Genomic DNA, 16,285 nt, shown 5'->3' on the forward strand with positions numbered 1-16,285 from the left:
ACTTACAATGAAAAGAATAACATATATCGTGTGTACCACAAAGGTTTCTAAAAAGAAACAAAGGCGACGTATGTTATGACTATATAAGAATAAATAAATTCAATTTCTAAACGTCTCGCCTAATCGCGAGACGTTTTATTTTTATACCAACCGCCATGAAAAAAATGTATATCAATTATCTGAATAATTTCCGAGGACTCTCGCGAGAGATCTGGTTGTTATCCCTAGTTACATTTATAAACCGCGCAGGAGCGATGGTTATACCATTCTTGTCGCTATATCTGGTAAATTCTAAAGGCTTTACATTGCCACAAGTGGGAATAATTATGACGTGTTTTGGGGTCGGTTCTTTAGTTGGAACTTGGATAGGAGGACGATTAACAGATCGTATTGGTTTTTACAAAGTAATTGTAGCCAGTCTATTTTTAGGTGGAGTAGGATTTGTTTTTCTTCAATACCTAAATAGCTTTTACGCACTCTGTACTGGTATATTTCTATTAATTCTTATCGCAGACGCGTATCGACCTGCCATTTTTGTAGCAAGTGAAACTTATAGCAAACCCGAAAACGTCACACGAAGCATTACGCTAATACGCCTTGCCATAAATCTTGGATTTTCTATTGGTCCATTAATTGGTGGACTCATTATCGCAAACATAGATTATAGTTCACTTTTTTGGATCGACGGACTTACATGTATTGTAGCTTCACTTTCATTATTTATTTTATTAAAACCTAAAAAAGTAGCCAAAGATGCACCGAAAACGATACTTGTGAAAGAAGGAGTACCTCCCCATTTAAATGGATTTTTCCTCTTATTCTTTGTAATTATGATTGCAAACGGGGTTATGTTCGTCCAATATTTTAGTGTCGTTCCCTTATATTATGAAAAAGCACATTTCCTTTCGGAAGACCTTATTGGATGGCTTTTATTTTTAAACGGATCCATGATTGTACTTTTCGAAATGCCCCTTGTGAGTTGGTTAGAAAGAAAAAAAGTTTCAAAAACGATGGCGACCTTTTGGGGGGTAATTCTATTGGCAGCAAGTTTTATGGTCTTAAATCTAACTTCATGGAGCGGGATTCTAATAATAGGAATGCTTCTCATGACGCTAGGTGAAATGATTGGTTCTCCTTTTTCAAACGCGTTAGCACTCGAAATGGCACCAAAAGGACGAAAAGGAAGCTATATGGGCTTATACAGCATGAGCTTTTCTTTTTCCCACATTTTCGGTCATAACGGAGGAATGAACTTAGTAGATTCGCTAGGATACGACACCACTTGGACCATAGCGGCCGTGTTTCTTGGAATTGTAGGAATTGCTACCTTGTGGTTGTATTATTTATTAAAGAAATCACCCCGTTTTATCACAACATAAACATGAAAAGATACATACTAATTATATGGGTTTGCTTCGGAATCTCCTCTTGTGGGAACTCTTCTGAAAAAAGAACATCTGTTTCTTCGGAAAACACGATTCCTGTTTCAGAAAACCGTAATACTTCTGAAGCATTTCAACTGAAACTGAACCCAAAGAATTACAATGTAGGAATTTTAATTATGGATGGTGTATACAATACAGAACTTACAGCACCGTATGATATTTTTCAACATACAGTTTTCCGTAAAAACATTAAGGCAATGAATGTTTTTACAATAGCGAAAACGAATGACCCTATAACAACCTTCGAAGGTATACGCTTGCTGCCAGACCTTAATTATTTAAAAGATTCAATTCCCAAGATCGACATCTTTGTTATTCCTAGTGCAGAACACCACATGAATACCGATCTAGAAGATGATGTAATGCTTCAATTTGTAAGAACCGTCTCGGAAAAGGCTCAACTAGTCACTTCCCACTGTGACGGATCATTTGTATTAGCCAAAGCTGGACTTTTAGACAATAAAGTTTCAACAACTTTTCCTAGTGATGTAAATGCTATGAAAAGCATGTTTCCCGAATTAGACATTCGCAACGAAGTTCTTTTCGTGCATGACGGAAAGTTTATCACTTCTGCAGGAGGTGCAAAAAGTTTTGAAGCAGCACTTTATGTATGTGAAATATTATATGGTAAAAAAATAGCCCAATCTTTGGCAGACGGGCTTGTAATAAATTGGGACCTTAAAAAGGTTCCACATCTTATTGTTGATCGTTAACTTTTACCTTTTTAGCTTTTTTACGTAATCTATATTGTCTTCGTGACAATAAAACTGCATCTAGACAAGAAACCATTAATGCAATACCAGAAAGAAGGCATATAAATCTAACAAAACTTTCGCCAGGAAATCGCAATCCTGTGAAACCTAATAATGCTGTAATAAGTGTTATAATTAAAAAATGTGAAGTAAATTTTTTCATGGTATTTTATTTTACTTAAAGATACTTTAATTACAACCCCCATTATATTAAAGAAAACCTAATTGGTTTTTTTTTAACGCACTTAAAAAACTAGCTAAGACGTTTAATATCATTATACTTTACCACGTGTGACAGTACGATCTGCGTTTTTGTTTCGCCATATACAATAAGCTGATCTATAAATTGTTCAAGATGTGTTTGATTCTTTAAAACAACCTCCATAACAATATTTTCGTTTCCAGTGATTCGATAACAATTTAATACCTCATCGTACGTTTTAACTTTTTCTAAAAAGGGTTTCAATTTTCCCATAAAAGCTCTTAGTGTAATTATTGCTTTTAACTGATACCCCAGATCTAAAGGAGAAACCATTGTCTTGTATTCTTTTATAATACCGGCGTCTTCCATCTTTTTTATTCGTTCTGAAACTGCTGGGGAGGTAATGCCTACCTTACGTCCAATAGCTGCATTAGATTGGCGAGCATTGTCTTGTAAACACTTCAAAATCTTCCAGTTAAGTGAGTCAATATTCATATCTAAAGTAAATTTAAAATATAACTTAATTTTTAAAGCAAATTTAACGATTTACTTTAAATACAATATACAAATCTACCTTCATCTTATTAAATTTGAGGGAAATATTAAACCCCATTATAGGTCTACTATGGCTTTAAATTCTTCATATTCATCTACCCAATCGCCTATCTATCAAAAGGCGCAAGAGATTTTTTCTCTTTCACGAAATATCTCAGAATATGTGTTGCAAGATCTAAGTAACTTAAATCAAGATGGCAGTGAAGATCTTCATGTTTATTTCTCTGGAGATATCGTTCAACAATCGGTTTCGTTAGCACCTGAAATTCTTAAAGCAGAACAAAAGTTATTCTCTGAAGATAAATACAAACATGTTGCTTCAGTCACCAGACTTACCAACTTATTGTACAAGAATTGTGAGCGTCTAGAAAGAGCTAATACCAATGGCAAAGATTTTCTTCCTATTCTTCGAAAAGAATTAAAAAAGTTTAGAAAGTTACAACGTAACTGGATGCTTACATTATAGAGTTTCAGTAAGAGCATATTTTTTCAGAATTAAAATTTTCTAAATTACTTTTTTCGAATTAATTTTCGATATCGCTTTAATTCAGTAGCCACTTTCGGACTTAAAATAAAGAGTCCTATCATATTTGGAACAAGCATAGCAAAGATCATTGCGTCACTAAAATCTGTTACAGCTCCTAGGGTTGCAGCTGCTCCAATTACGGTAAAACAGCAAAATAAAACCTTATAAATATATTCTGTTCTACGTCCCCTTCCGAAGAGATACGACCAGGCTTGAAATCCGTAGTAGGACCATGAGATCATGGATGAAAAAGCAAAGAGGATTACTGCCAAAGTTAATAAATATGGAAACCAAGAAATTCCGCTTTCGAGCGCACTAGCCGTTAATAACACTCCCTGTTCATCGTTCATCACCATTCCTGGACTAATAACTCCGGTGATAATTAACACCAAGGCCGTCATGGTACAAACGACTACAGTATCTATAAAGGGTTCGAGTAAAGCGACCAAGCCTTCACTGGCGGGATATTGAGTTTTTACGGCACTATGCGCTATGGAGGCACTTCCAATTCCAGCCTCATTACTGAAAGCTGCTCGTTTAAACCCCTGTATTAAAACCCCTACAAATCCACCAATCACTCCTTCTGGGTGAAAAGCGCCATCCCAAATGGATTGAAAAGCGGCAGGTATTTCCTGATAGTTCATTCCTAAAATTGTTAGCACTGCGAGAATATAGATTACAACCATAAATGGAACGATCTTGTCGGTGACATTGGCGATTTTTTTAATACCACCAATAATTACTACTCCAACGAGAATTGCCATTATTAATCCAAAAATCCATCCTCTTCCGTAAATAAAACTTTCGGTGCCACCCGTTACATGTTCGAATAATTTAAAGGCTTGATTAACTTGAAACATATTTCCTCCTCCAAACGAACCGCCAATGCACATAATGGCGAAAATCACCGCAAGAATTTTTCCTAATGTGCCAAGCCCTTTTTCTTTCAAGCCTTTTTTTAGGTAATACATTGGTCCACCAAATACCGTCCCTTCTGCATTTACTTCTCGGTATTTCACCCCTAGCGTACATTCTACAAATTTTGAAGACATCCCCAACAAACCAATGAGGATCATCCAAAGTGTGGCTCCGGGACCACCAATACCTAAAGCTATGGCGACCCCAGCAATATTCCCTAAGCCTACAGTTGCAGAAATTGCGGCCGTTAATGCTTGAAAATGGCTCACTTCCCCCTCTCCTTCTACACGAATGGTATCTGGGTTATCGCCATCTACCGTTGATACACTTTCAGAAACCGCAACATATCCAGGATTTTCAAGTTCGTCGTAGGTACCACGAACCACTCGAATGGCCGTAAAAAAATCGGTGAAATTGACAAATTTAAAATAGAGCGTAAAATAGCCGGCACCCAAAATAAGCACTATAAGTACCCAGGGGATTCCGACAGTTTCAGTAATAGGTATTTCAGCAAAGATTGCGTCAATAAACCAAGAAGTGGCTTCGCTAAATTGGTTATTAATACGTTCGTCTAAAGTTAAAGGCGCAGTTTGTAGTGGTGTAAGCATGGCATATTAATTTTGAAGCAAGATGTTTCAAAATCGGTTGTGCGAAAAGGTTACGCACTGCTGAAAAATAGTTCTAGAAATGGTTAACCATACTGTTATTACTGCTTAGGTATCGTGGCATATTGCAATAAGTCATGCTCTTTTGCAAAAGCAATTAGTTGCTCTTTTCCACCGGCACCACTAATGTTTAGCATCTTTTTGATTTGGTGAATGTGTGTTTGAAATCCGTCGAGACTAATGTGCATGGCTTCTGCAATTTCAGGATACGAAGCAGTACTTCCTAAAAAAGCTAGATTTGCCAATACTTCTTTTTGTCTGTCTGAGAGCACTACTTTCGAAGCTTCCTGAAGCTGCTTCAGTGATACTTTCATAGAACGTATGGTGTCTAAATGACTTTCATTCGCAACTTCAAAATGTTCGAGTTTTGATCTTAAAGATGCGTTTTCAGAAGCAAGTGTTTGTGCCAGACTTTGTTGTTGTTCTTTTTCAGAAAGAAATTTCCAACTGTATAATAGTATCGAAAACAAGAGGATAAATAAAAATTTAAAAGAAATGGCCGTAATACTTCCGGCAACAGACCAAAATTGTTGATCGATTACTTGAACTACCCTGTCCTGAGGAATGATTCTATGTGTGACAGCAATTAGTATGAGTAAGAATAATGTAATAGTCGGCAAATACATAAACCGCATGTTTCTTGAAGTAAAAGCCTTATTTAATTCATACAATAAAGAGATGGCAACTACCACCGAAATTGGAATATCGATCAACCAGATAAAATTATTACTAATAGCAGCATTATTGTAAGAAGTCGCTATAAATACAAAGGCGATCATTCCTAAGATGCTACAAAACACACCGATAAATTCTTTGGTACTAAAACGTTGAATAATTCGAACTACGATTCCTCTTTTTTTAGAATGCTCGATAGAGGGAAGCGAGAGTAAAATAAAAAGAGAGTTTGCTAATGATATAAATACCCCTATATAAATTAAGAATCGATTTGAGGGTGTCCAGTTTAATATTCCAATACACAACAAGTTAATTAATGCACCGAAACCCCAGACAAAAATTGCGAGTCCGAACCATTTAATTCCCTGTATCGCTGTTTCATTCGTGCCGCGAAGTCGTTCTTTAATAAAAATACGTTGAATTACCACTGCAGAAATTAAGCAGACAATGGCAGTCACAGTAAATTCAATAGTAGCGAGCACTTTTTCGGTATTAAAAACTATTGGTATTTCTTCAGAAGAAAAAATACCAATAGTTTAAAGTTTATATTAATTCTTTACAAATCGCAGGGTTTGTGAAGCTTCATTATTATTAATCTGGAGGTTATAAATTCCAGATGGCAACGTAGAAACATCTACAAAATTTTGCGTTGTATTTTTACTGTAAACAACTTGTCCAATCATATTTACAATGCGTATTTCGCTTTTTCCTGAAACTCCTTTAATATGAAGAAGGTTTTCTGTTGGATTAGGATACATGCTAAAAACTGAAGCATTATCTATATCTGCAACATTAAGAATATTAGGATTATAGGCTGAAACTAAAAATTCCCCAAAGGCATTATTTCCAAATTCCCAGACACGTACTAAAAGAGTTGTATTTGCTAGCGAGGTATCATTAATAGAAATTAGTGAAAAATTTCCGTCATCGCTATCGTCATCATCACATTCAATTTGAGTTAAGGTACCGCATTCCCCAGAATACACAGCCATAGCCGAATCTGATAGCGAACTTCCATCTACTGAATTTGTTTCGATTGTTACAATTCCGTCTGCCGGAACGGTTACACTAAACCATACATCTCCACCCATATAGTTACCATTACCTCCTGCAACATCACAATTGGTTGGATCAGCTTCCATAGAATCTGTTGCACTTTGGTTTGTAGCTGTTATTGGATTTGTATTAAAATCTTCACCCACCACTAAACCAGTTGGTGTTATACAGTTATCATTTTCTGGAATACATATAAACGAAACACTTCTAACTTGAGTACAGTCGGGGTCGTCCCCTGTTAGGGTATACGTAATAATAGTTCCTGAAACATAGGGCCCAAAACCAAAAGATCCTATTTCGGTTACAGTTTGTGGAACACTACCTTGATCGTCTGTAATTACAATCGCTGGTGCACTACCCAACGTATTAATATTTACAGCTACATTAAACTCACCATCTTCGCCAATGCAACCTTCGGTAACGACTAAATCGAATGTAGGAGGAGTACAATTAAGCGGTTCTCTTACCTGAAATTCATCGATAAAGAAATCGTAATCCTCAGGGTCGTTTGTAGTTCCTTCTGAAGCCCAAAATGCAAAAATGGCATTTCCAGTATATTCAGATAGATCGATACGCTCTTCTTGACCTGCATTTGAAGGTGTATTTGAAGTATTGTAAGTGGTTAATGCATTCCATGTTACTCCATCATCTTCAGAAATTAATACCTGCACCTCATCATCACTTCCCATATTTGAAGGATTGGAATTACCAAATCCAGTAACGGCGACATTGTAGACCAGTTCATAATCGCTTCCCGAAAGATCGAATGCAGGACTTATAAGCCAGTCTGCGGTCGTATTAAAAAACAAGTTAATTCGTGCTGAGTTGTCCATATCACCAGAAGCAACTGTATCGTTTAAGTAATCATCTTCTGCCCAGAGACCTCCGCCGAGTTCCATCGGGCCAGTTTCGGGTGTTCCCGCTGTAGCTTCACTCCAACAATCGGGAGGGACAATCCCAGCGTTAAAGGTTTCAATATAATTTGGAATAATTACATCGCATTGCGCTTGTAATTGTGAGAAAGCAACTAGAAATAAAGTAGTGTAAAGTAGTGTAATTTTTTTCATCAATATTTTTTTAGTTTATCTCTCAAAAATACTCAATTTTAGAAGGAATATTTTGATATCTAAACTAAATAAAAGATGCTATCGATATAATCTCGCATCTATATCTAAAGATTGAGGAAAACTAACATTACATTTCGAAAGGTCTGCATGCAAAGGATTGATGAGAATATTTTTTTCTGAAGGCAATACTGCTGAAGGAACCGCTAATGCTAAATTTTCATTATTTTTTAGCCAACCAGACCCATAATCTTGTGTTATTAATGCGGGAGGATTCATACGCCATTCTGGAGTTTTTAGATCAAAATTTTTCAAAGACTGAAGATTTTTTTCAGGTAGTTCTAATGAAATAAATTGGTACATTTCAGTAAAATACTGATAGTCCATATGAACCAATAATTCTAAAACACAAAGTGAAAGATTTTCTGAGAAATAAAGCATACCATCTCCAGCTCTATTCCAACGCCCCCCATACATGCGAGCTCCTTCCCCACTTAGATCGGTAATGTACTTCTTTTTAGCTATTCTAAAAATTTTCAATGAAAGAATTATTTACGAATAAACACCATGCTCTATTCTGCCTAAAATATCTTTGACTAATTTTGTGCCAAAGCTAGTATCTAAATAGTCTAAAGGTTTGCTATAATTTAATGCACGTACATCGGAGTGGAGCCATTTAGTGAAGTTTTCTAGGGTACCCAAAACTTCTATTCCTCGAGAGATTACTTCGGCAATTTCAAGAATTTGTTCTGTGCTGTACACATTAAGAAGCTCATCGTCTCCTTTTCGCTGAATGGTACGATGGGATACATGAAGTAAACTGCTCATTTTTTCCATGGAAATTCCTAAAATAAGGCTTACTGTTATAACAACAGATTTAGGCAACCCTCTTCTGGTAATATCGATAAGATCGATATCGCTATTCACTACCTGCCCGACTTGCATACTTCCTCCTAAAACACTAATAATTCTATCGTATTTATTTTGAATGCGGTAAAACACTTCAGGCTCTTGAACCAAATTAATAACTTTAGGATGCTTCATGGTTACGACATTTGACACAAATATACGTAATAATGTCGTTATTTTAAATGGTTTATTCTAAATAATTTCATTAGAATACATTTATTGTTTAAAACCATCATTATTTAAAAATAGATACGCCCCAAAAAGAGATTTCCTTTTCGAGGCGTTTAATAATAGCCTAAATTATAAAATTAATTTGTATTACATATTTCTTCGGTACTGTCCGCCAACTTCAAATAAAGCTTCGGTAATTTGACCTAAAGAACAAACTTTCGTTGCTTCCATTAGCTCTTCAAATATATTTTCATTTTGTATTGCTGCCTGTTGAATACGCTTTAATGCATTTTCGGCTTTGCTTTCGAATGAGGTGTGTAAATTTTGAAGCGTTTCAATTTGATATAGTTTTTCTTCTTCAGTAGCACGAATAACTTCAGCAGGTTGCACTGTAGGAGAACCTGTACTACTTAAAAAAGTGTTTACTCCGATAATTGGAAATTCACCAGTATGTTTCAACGTTTCGTAGTATAAACTCTCTTCTTGTATCTTACTTCTTTGATACATGGTTTCCATAGCACCTAAAACGCCTCCTCTTTCTGTTAATCTGTCGAACTCTTGAAGCACTGCATCTTCTACCAAATCGGTTAATTCTTCGATAATAAAAGATCCTTGTATTGGGTTTTCGTTTTTAGCAAGCCCTAATTCTTTATTGATAATTAACTGAATAGCCATGGCACGTCGCACACTTTCTTCAGTAGGAGTGGTAATGGCCTCATCGTAGGCATTGGTATGTAGTGAATTACAATTATCATAAATAGCATATAATGCCTGCAATGTTGTTCTAATATCATTAAAATCAATTTCCTGAGCGTGTAAAGAGCGCCCCGAAGTTTGAATATGATATTTGAGCATTTGCGCTCGTGCATTAGCACCATATTTATTTTTTAATGCTTTTGCCCATATTTTTCTAGCCACACGTCCAATAACGGCATATTCTGGATCGATCCCGTTACTGAAGAAAAATGATAGATTAGGACCAAATTTATTAATATCCATTCCTCTCGACAGATAGTACTCTACATACGTGAAACCATTAGCCAATGTAAAGGCAAGTTGCGTAATTGGGTTAGCTCCAGCTTCAGCAATGTGGTATCCACTAATAGAAACTGAATAGAAATTACGCACTTTTTTTTCAATAAAATATTCCTGTACATCACCCATTAGGCGCAAGGCAAATTCGGTGGAAAAAATACAGGTGTTTTGTGCTTGATCTTCTTTTAAAATATCGGCTTGAACGGTACCACGAACTTGCTGTAGTGTTTCGTATTTAATCTTATTATACACATCTTCTGGAAGAACCAAATCACCGGTTACACCTAATAACATTAATCCTAATGCATTATTGGTTTCGGGCAAAGTACCTTGATATTTTGGCCGTTCAATCCCTTTCTCTTTATATAGAGCTGCAATCTTTTTCTCTGTTTCCTTTTCGAGTCCGTTCTCTTTAATATACTTCTCACAATTCTGATCGATTGCTGCGTTCATAAAGAAACCAAGCAACATAGGTGCTGGACCATTAATCGTCATACTCACCGAAGTCATGGGATGACTTAAATCGAAACCAGAATATAATTTCTTTGCATCATCCAAGCAACAGATAGATACTCCAGCGTTTCCAATTTTACCATAAATATCGGGACGATGGTCAGGATCGTTTCCGTAGAGGGTTACGCTATCGAATGCTGTTGATAATCGTTTTGCAGGCAATCCCATACTTACATAGTGAAAACGGCGATTTGTTCTTTCGGGGCCACCTTCTCCGGCAAACATTCTTGCAGGATCTTCACCTGTTCTTTTAAAAGGGTATAATCCAGATGTGTACGGAAACTCTCCAGGTACATTCTCTTGAAGCACCCATTTTAAAATGTCTCCCCAAGCGGTATATTTTGGTAAGGCTACCTTGGGAATCTGTGTATGCGATAATGATTCGGTATGGGTATCGATTTTAATTTCTTTTTCACGAACTTTAAAACTATATACTGGGTTTTTGTATCTATTTACTTTTTCATCCCATCCAGTGATCACTTCCCAATTATAAGGATCTAAGTTTAATTTAACTCTATCGAATTCTGCCAATAAAAGTTTTACTAATTCTTTATTTGAGGGGTTTTCTATAGATGCTGAATCAATCCCAGCTTTATCAAGTTTTGGAACTGTTTCAGAAACGGACTCAATTGTTTTATATATTCCGAAGAGTTTTTGAGCCACTTCTCCTTGTTCTGAAGCAGTTTTATCGTACGCTCTATTATTTTCACTAATTTCAGAAAGATACCGCGTACGTGCAGGAGGAATTACGAATATTTTTTCAGACATTTCATCTGAAATTTCAAAGCTACTTTTAAGATCAGTCTTTGTTTTGGACATTAATTCATCCATGATCGCTTTGTATAATTTGTTCATACCTGGATCATTGAATTGAGATGCAATGGTTCCATATACAGGAAGGTCTTCTTGAGGGGTATCCCATAATTGGTGGTTTCGCATAAATTGCTTTTTCACATCGCGAAGTGCATCAAGAGATCCTCGTTTATCGAATTTATTGATTGCCACTAAGTCGGCAAAATCGAGCATGTCAATTTTTTCGAGCTGAGTCGCAGCTCCAAATTCTGGTGTCATTACATAGAGTGCAACATCACTGTGATCCATAATTTCGGTATCACTTTGTCCAATTCCTGAAGTTTCTAAAATTATAAGATCGTATTCGGCGGCTTTTAAAACTTCAATGGCTTCAGACACATATTTAGACAAAGCAAGATTGCTTTGTCTCGTTGCCAAACTTCGCATATAAACTCTAGGAGAGTTAATGGCATTCATTCTAATACGATCTCCCAATAATGCTCCACCCGTTTTTCTTTTAGAAGGATCTACAGATATTAGACCAATAGTTTTTTCTGGAAAGTCTATTAAAAAACGACGTACTAATTCGTCCACTAACGATGATTTTCCTGAACCCCCAGTACCTGTAATACCTAGTACTGGAGTTAAAATTGTTTTATTTTTTAAATGAATTTTATTTAGCGCATCCTTTGCTACTTCTGGAAAATTTTCTGCGGCAGAGATGACACGAGCAATGGCTCCAGGCACTTGATCTGCTAGATGATCTATCTCCCCATTTAGCTTGTCTCCTATCGGAAAATCCGATTTTTCAACAAGGTCATTGATCATGCCTTGTAATCCCATTTCACGTCCGTCATCGGGGGCATAAATACGAGTTATCCCATAATCCATCAACTCCTTTATTTCAGATGGCAGGATAACCCCGCCGCCACCGCCAAAAATTTTAATATGTTCTGCTCCTTTTTCTTTTAAAAGGTCGTACATATATTTAAAATATTCGTTATGTCCTCCTTGATATGAGGTAAGTGCAATGGCATTCGCATCTTCTTGAATTGCAGTATTTACAACTTCTTCTACACTTCTATCATGTCCAAGGTGGATTACTTCAACCCCTGTAGATTGAATGATCCTACGCATAATATTTATAGCCGCATCATGACCATCGAAGAGGGAGGCTGCTGTTACAATTCTAACTTTATTTTTAGGAGTATAGGGTTTTTGGTTTTGCATAAGTGATTCCTTAATTTCAAGCTCCAAATTTACGAAAAACCCCAATAAAACTACACCATATTAAGAACATTACAAATTTAAAATAAGAGGAAAGTTTACGATTTAGTAAAAAAAATTGTATTTTAGATTTTTAAATTTCTAAAAATAAAATTATGAAAAAAGTTTACTTACTAGCTTTAGCAGCTGGATTATTTAGTATGAATATGGATGCTCAGATTATCGATGATAGTTTTGAGGACTATTCAATTGGACAAATGGGAGCGCAAAACACAGCAGTTTGGTCTGTTTGGTCTGGAACTCCTACAGGACCTTCGCCAGAAGATATTAGTGTTACCGATGAAGAGTCTCTTACTGGAGACCAATCTGGATTAATTGGAGCTGGAGCTCCTGAAACTGGAGGACCACAAGATGCGTTGCTTCTTTTAGGTAATTTAGACTCTGGAACTTATACTTTAGATTTTCAATTATTAATTCCTGAAAGTAAAACTGCATATTTTAACATTCAAGGAACTACCGAGAATGGTGGAGCTAACGGTGGAACAGGTGTATTTAATTCTGGAAACATAACATTTAACCTAGATGGTACTAACGCTGGAATCGTGGAAGATATTGAAGCTGATGGCACTGTAAACGGGACTTATACTTATCCAGAAGACGAATGGTTCCCTGTATCAATATTTTTTGATTTAGACGCAACTCCATCAACTTATGTACTTTCAGTGAATGGTCTTGAAGGACCAGTAGTTGCCTTCGGTGGTGACAATGTTCTAGGTGGAATTGATTTTTTCGCTATCGATCCTAACAATGAATATTATGTGGATGATGTTCTTTTTGACGAAGGAACTTTAGGTACTAGTGATTTTTCTTCCGATGTATTTAGCGTATACCCAAATCCAGTTAAAAACAATTTACAAATTCGTTCTGCTGCACCAGTAGAATTAGTAACAGTATATGATGTTCTCGGAAAAGCTGTATTAAATGCAAAACCAGACGCAATCTCTCCGTCAATTGACATGAGTGGTCTTTCTTCTGGAGCTTATTTAGTAAAGGTTACTATTGGAGGTACTTCTAAAACTATTAAAGTTATTAAATAAGAATCACCTTATTTATTTCTTGAAAAGACCTTCCAAATGGAAGGTCTTTTTTTATCTTTGAAAGACTCAATTTGTAATATATATCCTATGAACTTAAAGCGAATCACTCTATTTATTTGTTGTATCACACTATTTTCATGTGCTGAACTTCAAAATGTGGTTAACAATCTTCCAACTCAAACTGGTGGATTAGACCCTACGACAATTGGCAACGGACTTAGACAGGCTCTAGATTTTGGAATTGACAAACAAGTTACTAGACTTACGCAAAAAGATGGATTCTACAAGAATAAATTAGTAAAAATCTTGCTTCCCCAAGAGCTACAAAAAGTTGATAAAACGTTGCGAGATATAGGACTAGGGTCTTTAGCAGACGAGGGTCTTAAAGTACTTAACAGAGCTGCCGAAGATGCCGTTAAAGAGGCAACCCCCATATTTGTTTCCGCCGTTAAAGAAATCACATTTAATGACGCAAAAAACATTCTTTTGGGCCCAGATACTGCCGCTACCTCCTATTTAGAGGGGAGAACTAATACTCAACTGTATTCGAAATTTAGTCCGGTTATAAAAAATTCTTTTACAAAAGTTGGAGCCGATCAGATTTGGACTAATATTATTACCAAATACAACACTGTCCCTTTTGTAAATAAAGTGAATCCAGATCTTACAGATTATGTAACTAATGAAGCCCTTAAAGGTGTTTATACAATGATCTCCGTTGAAGAAAAAAACATTAGAAATAAAGTATCTTCTAGAACCACCACTTTATTAAAACAGGTTTTTGCCCTTCAAGATTAATTTTTTAACAAAATCTCTACTGCCTCCTACATAATTATGATAGTATTAACCTCCCTTTAGCACTTCACAAAAAAGAACTACCGTAAGTTTGTAAGAATCAAATTTATAAGGATTGTTATGTGGTTTAAAAAGCGAACCCGCTTAGATATATTAAAAAAGAAGTATCAAGAACTTATGCGTAAGTCGTATGAAGTTGCTTTAAACGATGAAGAGAAAAGCGACCGACTTAATAAACAAGCGCAAAAGATTTTTGATGAGATTAGATATATGAGTATGAAATATGCTGATAAGTAAGTCAGTGCAATGTTCTAAAATAATTAAAAGCTTTTTTTAAACGCGACCCATACCAGCTAAAATACTCTCCATCAACCAAAATTGTTTCAACACCTGTTTCTTCTTGAATTTCAATTAAATGCTTTTCTTTAAATGGAAAAGGTTCGGAAGATAACAATAGTAAAGACACCTTCTCTTTAAGCTCACTTAAATCGATTTCTGGATAACGAGATTTGGAATCGTCTAAAAAGTTTTCAAACTTATTTAATCGAAGTAATTCATTGATAAAAGTATCTTGTCCCGCGACCATATATGGATTTTTCCAAATTAAATAACCAACTTTTCGTGTTGGCTTGTTCTTCATGAAATTCGTAAAATCTTTCTTTTCTTTATCAATTTCTGAAATAAGATCCGCAGCTTTTTTTTCAACCTTAAGAATACTTCCTAATAATTTAATCATTTCGATACTTTCAGATATTGATGAAATATCACTAATCCATACAGGAGCAATTTTTTCTAAATGAAACACCATCTCCTTGGTGTTTTCTTCTTTATTACAAATAATGAAATCTGGGTGTAGCGCTTTAATTTTTTCTAAATTTACTTGCTTAGTACCCCCAACCACAGTCGCTTTTTTTCGAATATTCTTTGGATGCACACAAAATTTTGTAACTCCAACCAATTTATCTTCTAATCCAAGCTCTACAAGTAATTCGGTTTGTGATGGAACTAAAGAAATAATTCTCGAAGGAACACTAGTAATTATTACATCTCTTAGTAGCTGATCTTTAATTAGCATTAAGAATTGCTTTCATTTGTAACTGTAATGTTTCAGCAGCAGCAGCAGCAGCTTGAGCAAAATCAGTCGTATTCGACGCATATATTATCCCGCGAGATGAGTTAATAAGCAAATCTACATTCGAGGTCATTCCATACCTACACACTTCTTCTAAACTACCTCCTTGCGCTCCAACGCCTGGCACCAGTAAAAAACTATTGGGAACGATGTTTCTAATTTCAGATAGAAACTCTGCTTTGGTAGCACCCACAACATACATTAAATTTTCACTATTTTCCCAAGACTTAGAAGTTTCGAGCACTTTCTTATAAAGTTCCACACCTTCTATATTCTGCGTTTGAAAATCGAAAGCACCTTGGTTTGAGGTAAGCGCTAATAATATGGTGTGTTTCGATTTAAACTCCAAAAAAGGCTCAACAGAATCTTTTCCCATATAGGGAGCGACAGTTACAGAATCGAATGCCATATCTTCGAAAAATGCTTTCGCATACATGCTTGATGTATTACCAATATCACCGCGTTTTGCATCTGCAATAGTAAATAGTTCTGGGTATGCTTCATTAAGATACGATATAGTCTTCTGAAGCGATTTCCATCCCTTTATCCCATACGCTTCATAAAAAGCGGTGTTGGGTTTATAAGCAACTGCCAAGTGATGAGTAGCATCTATAATTGCTTTGTTAAATTCGAAAATAGGATCTTCTTGTTCTAGTAAATACTTCGGAATTTTATCCAAATCCACATCTAAACCAATGCATAAAAAAGATTTTTTTTTCTGAATTTCTGAACGCAGATTATCGGTGGTCATCGCAA

The 16,285-nt window shown here is 35.8% G+C and carries 16 protein-coding genes; 6 read left to right on the forward strand and 10 right to left on the reverse strand.

Going from position 1 to position 16,285, the window contains the following annotated elements:
- The first annotated feature begins 155 nt into the window (after positions 1-155).
- Positions 156-1,379, forward strand: coding sequence for an MDR family MFS transporter (locus tag ULVI_RS15095; protein ID WP_068593639.1), 1,224 nt, complete (start codon positions 156-158; stop codon positions 1,377-1,379).
- A gap of 2 nt (positions 1,380-1,381) precedes the next feature.
- Complete coding sequence (locus tag ULVI_RS15100) at positions 1,382-2,158, forward strand: DJ-1/PfpI family protein (protein ID WP_068593640.1); 777 nt, start codon at positions 1,382-1,384, stop codon at positions 2,156-2,158.
- On the opposite strand, the gene ULVI_RS15105 is transcribed toward ULVI_RS15100, so the two are convergent.
- Positions 2,142-2,360, reverse strand: coding sequence for a hypothetical protein (locus ULVI_RS15105; protein WP_068593641.1), 219 nt, complete (start codon positions 2,358-2,360; stop codon positions 2,142-2,144). The two genes, ULVI_RS15100 and ULVI_RS15105, sit on opposite strands and share 17 nt — an antisense overlap.
- 90 nt (positions 2,361-2,450) lie before the next feature.
- Positions 2,451-2,894, reverse strand: coding sequence for an Lrp/AsnC family transcriptional regulator (locus ULVI_RS15110; protein WP_068593642.1), 444 nt, complete (start codon positions 2,892-2,894; stop codon positions 2,451-2,453).
- Positions 2,895-3,024: 130 nt separating this feature from the next.
- On the opposite strand from ULVI_RS15110, the gene ULVI_RS15115 reads away from it, so the two are divergent.
- Complete coding sequence (locus tag ULVI_RS15115; protein ID WP_068593643.1) at positions 3,025-3,420, forward strand: hypothetical protein; 396 nt, start codon at positions 3,025-3,027, stop codon at positions 3,418-3,420.
- Positions 3,421-3,464: 44 nt separating this feature from the next.
- Here the strand turns inward: ULVI_RS15115 and ULVI_RS15120 are convergent, their stop codons facing one another.
- The 6 genes from ULVI_RS15120 to ULVI_RS15145 form a co-directional block, all read right to left on the reverse strand.
- Complete coding sequence (locus ULVI_RS15120; RefSeq protein ID WP_068593644.1) at positions 3,465-5,006, reverse strand: alanine/glycine:cation symporter family protein; 1,542 nt, start codon at positions 5,004-5,006, stop codon at positions 3,465-3,467.
- Between the two features lie 98 nt (positions 5,007-5,104).
- Positions 5,105-6,220 carry a helix-turn-helix domain-containing protein gene (locus tag ULVI_RS15125; protein ID WP_068593645.1) on the reverse strand — a complete coding sequence of 372 codons (1,116 nt, stop codon included), beginning with the start codon at positions 6,218-6,220 and terminating at the stop codon, positions 5,105-5,107.
- A 66-nt stretch (positions 6,221-6,286) separates the two neighbouring features.
- Positions 6,287-7,861: a T9SS-dependent choice-of-anchor J family protein gene (locus ULVI_RS15130; RefSeq protein WP_068593646.1), complete on the reverse strand. Its 1,575-nt coding sequence runs from the start codon at positions 7,859-7,861 to the stop codon at positions 6,287-6,289.
- A 78-nt stretch (positions 7,862-7,939) separates the two neighbouring features.
- The gene (locus ULVI_RS15135; RefSeq protein ID WP_197463524.1) at positions 7,940-8,398 is read right to left on the reverse strand and encodes an RES family NAD+ phosphorylase; all 459 of its coding nucleotides are present in this window, start codon (positions 8,396-8,398) and stop codon (positions 7,940-7,942) included.
- Between the two features lie 12 nt (positions 8,399-8,410).
- Entirely contained in the window at positions 8,411-8,902 is a 492-nt protein-coding gene (gene parS / locus ULVI_RS15140; protein WP_068593648.1) for a type II RES/Xre toxin-antitoxin system antitoxin, read from the reverse strand.
- A 183-nt stretch (positions 8,903-9,085) separates the two neighbouring features.
- Positions 9,086-12,508 carry a methylmalonyl-CoA mutase family protein gene (locus ULVI_RS15145; RefSeq protein WP_068593674.1) on the reverse strand — a complete coding sequence of 1,141 codons (3,423 nt, stop codon included), beginning with the start codon at positions 12,506-12,508 and terminating at the stop codon, positions 9,086-9,088.
- Between the two features lie 152 nt (positions 12,509-12,660).
- Here ULVI_RS15145 and ULVI_RS15150 point away from each other — a divergent pair, with 152 nt between their 5' ends.
- The 3 genes from ULVI_RS15150 to ULVI_RS15480 all read left to right on the forward strand — a co-directional run bounded on the left by ULVI_RS15150 (position 12,661) and on the right by ULVI_RS15480 (position 14,694).
- A complete protein-coding gene (locus ULVI_RS15150; protein WP_068593649.1) occupies positions 12,661-13,602 on the forward strand; it encodes a T9SS type A sorting domain-containing protein in 942 nt (313 codons plus the stop codon).
- A gap of 87 nt (positions 13,603-13,689) precedes the next feature.
- Positions 13,690-14,400, forward strand: a complete 711-nt coding sequence (locus tag ULVI_RS15155; RefSeq protein WP_068593675.1) for a DUF4197 domain-containing protein — start codon at positions 13,690-13,692, stop codon at positions 14,398-14,400.
- A 117-nt stretch (positions 14,401-14,517) separates the two neighbouring features.
- Positions 14,518-14,694, forward strand: coding sequence for a Lacal_2735 family protein (locus ULVI_RS15480; RefSeq protein ID WP_157632645.1), 177 nt, complete (start codon positions 14,518-14,520; stop codon positions 14,692-14,694).
- Position 14,695: 1 nt separating this feature from the next.
- Here ULVI_RS15480 and ULVI_RS15160 read toward each other — a convergent pair whose 3' ends face one another.
- Both ULVI_RS15160 and pyrF read right to left on the reverse strand, forming a co-directional pair.
- Complete coding sequence (locus tag ULVI_RS15160) at positions 14,696-15,472, reverse strand: ABC transporter substrate-binding protein (RefSeq protein WP_068593650.1); 777 nt, start codon at positions 15,470-15,472, stop codon at positions 14,696-14,698.
- A complete protein-coding gene (gene pyrF / locus ULVI_RS15165; RefSeq protein WP_068593651.1) occupies positions 15,462-16,280 on the reverse strand; it encodes an orotidine-5'-phosphate decarboxylase in 819 nt (272 codons plus the stop codon). The genes ULVI_RS15160 and pyrF overlap by 11 nt, the downstream gene beginning before the upstream one ends.
- Between the last annotated feature and the right edge of the window lie 5 nt (positions 16,281-16,285).

Origin of the sequence: Cochleicola gelatinilyticus, assembly GCF_001637325.1 — a bacterium.
GTDB lineage: Bacteria > Bacteroidota > Bacteroidia > Flavobacteriales > Flavobacteriaceae > Cochleicola > Cochleicola gelatinilyticus.

Coding starts and splice junctions, on each gene's coding strand:
- ULVI_RS15095 (WP_068593639.1), top strand. CDS start 156: ATGAAAAAAATGTATATCAATTATCTGAATAATTTCCGAGGACTCTCG.
- ULVI_RS15480 (WP_157632645.1), top strand. CDS start 14,518: ATGTGGTTTAAAAAGCGAACCCGCTTAGATATATTAAAAAAGAAGTAT.
- ULVI_RS15105 (WP_068593641.1), bottom strand. CDS start 2,360: ATGAAAAAATTTACTTCACATTTTTTAATTATAACACTTATTACAGCA.
- ULVI_RS15120 (WP_068593644.1), bottom strand. CDS start 5,006: ATGCTTACACCACTACAAACTGCGCCTTTAACTTTAGACGAACGTATT.
- ULVI_RS15150 (WP_068593649.1), top strand. CDS start 12,661: ATGAAAAAAGTTTACTTACTAGCTTTAGCAGCTGGATTATTTAGTATG.
- ULVI_RS15110 (WP_068593642.1), bottom strand. CDS start 2,894: ATGAATATTGACTCACTTAACTGGAAGATTTTGAAGTGTTTACAAGAC.
- parS (WP_068593648.1), bottom strand. CDS start 8,902: ATGAAGCATCCTAAAGTTATTAATTTGGTTCAAGAGCCTGAAGTGTTT.
- ULVI_RS15160 (WP_068593650.1), bottom strand. CDS start 15,472: ATGCTAATTAAAGATCAGCTACTAAGAGATGTAATAATTACTAGTGTT.
- ULVI_RS15145 (WP_068593674.1), bottom strand. CDS start 12,508: ATGCAAAACCAAAAACCCTATACTCCTAAAAATAAAGTTAGAATTGTA.
- ULVI_RS15130 (WP_068593646.1), bottom strand. CDS start 7,861: ATGAAAAAAATTACACTACTTTACACTACTTTATTTCTAGTTGCTTTC.
- ULVI_RS15115 (WP_068593643.1), top strand. CDS start 3,025: ATGGCTTTAAATTCTTCATATTCATCTACCCAATCGCCTATCTATCAA.
- ULVI_RS15100 (WP_068593640.1), top strand. CDS start 1,382: ATGAAAAGATACATACTAATTATATGGGTTTGCTTCGGAATCTCCTCT.
- ULVI_RS15155 (WP_068593675.1), top strand. CDS start 13,690: ATGAACTTAAAGCGAATCACTCTATTTATTTGTTGTATCACACTATTT.
- pyrF (WP_068593651.1), bottom strand. CDS start 16,280: ATGACCACCGATAATCTGCGTTCAGAAATTCAGAAAAAAAAATCTTTT.